This window comes from Bowmanella yangjiangensis, from assembly GCF_017255015.1.
In the GTDB taxonomy this organism is placed as follows: Bacteria; Pseudomonadota; Gammaproteobacteria; order Enterobacterales; family Alteromonadaceae; genus Bowmanella; species Bowmanella yangjiangensis.
The window spans coordinates 1-896 of sequence record NZ_JAFKCS010000328.1 but is presented as its reverse complement, the minus strand read 5'-3'; the positions used below and the strand labels follow the sequence as shown (position 1 = coordinate 896).

Genomic DNA, 896 nt, shown 5'->3' with positions numbered 1-896 from the left:
CTGGATGGCCGGGTCATCCAGCTCGCAGGTCAGGCCATCGCTGCACAGCAGCAACAGTTCATCGGCCGCCAGGTGACCATGCAGCAGGCCGACGTCGAGCACCGGCTCCCCCTGGCCGAGGCATTGCAGGATCAGGTTGCGCCGTGGATGCTCGCGCGCCTCCTCGACGCTCAGCTGGCCGGCGTCGATCATCACCTGCACCCAGCTGTGATCGTGGCTGAGCTGCTCGATGCGGTCAGCGGCGATGCGATAGGCGCGGCTGTCGCCGATCCAGGCCAGCTCGAAGGCATCGCCCTGCATGCGCACCGCCACCAGGGTGCTGCCCATGTCCGCCGCGCCATCGCTGGACGCGGCGGCGGCCAGTACGGCCTGGTGGGCAGCCTGCACCGCCGCCTCCAGTGTCTGCCCCTGCTCCAAGGCGGCGATCAGCCCATCGAGCGCCCTGGCACTGGCCACCTCGCCACTGGCGTGCCCGCCCATGCCGTCGGCAACGGCCCAGAGGCCGAGTTCAGGCCGACAGGCCAGCGCATCTTCGTTGTGCGTACGCACCCGCCCGACCGAACTCTGTGCGGCGAACACGATGGTGGGGGGCAACGGTCGGGACACGCGGGAATCCTTGAGCGATGGACGAGCGCGCTCATGATGCGGTGCTGCCGGTGAGCTGTCACGAACCGACAGGGCGCAAATGCGCAGTCGTTAACCAAAATCTGCGGTTAAATGGCAGGCCTTGTCCTCACCCGTGCCGGTCGATGTCCACCCCCCACTACCGTTGCCTGCCCTCCGAGCTGCAGCCGCTGCTCAACAAGTTCTATCGCAGCCATCGCTCGCCCATGCGCGGCCAGGCAGGCGATGAGGTGTGGGTCGCCCAGAGCAGCGGGGACATCGTCGCGGCCCTC

Annotated in this window: 1 protein-coding gene; it reads right to left on the bottom strand. The window is 68.2% G+C overall.

What is annotated here, in order from left to right:
- The coding region (locus J0A65_RS24345) for a PP2C family protein-serine/threonine phosphatase (protein WP_206596838.1) at positions 1-606 on the bottom strand (606 nt) is incomplete at its 3' end.
- Positions 607-896 lie beyond the last annotated feature (290 nt).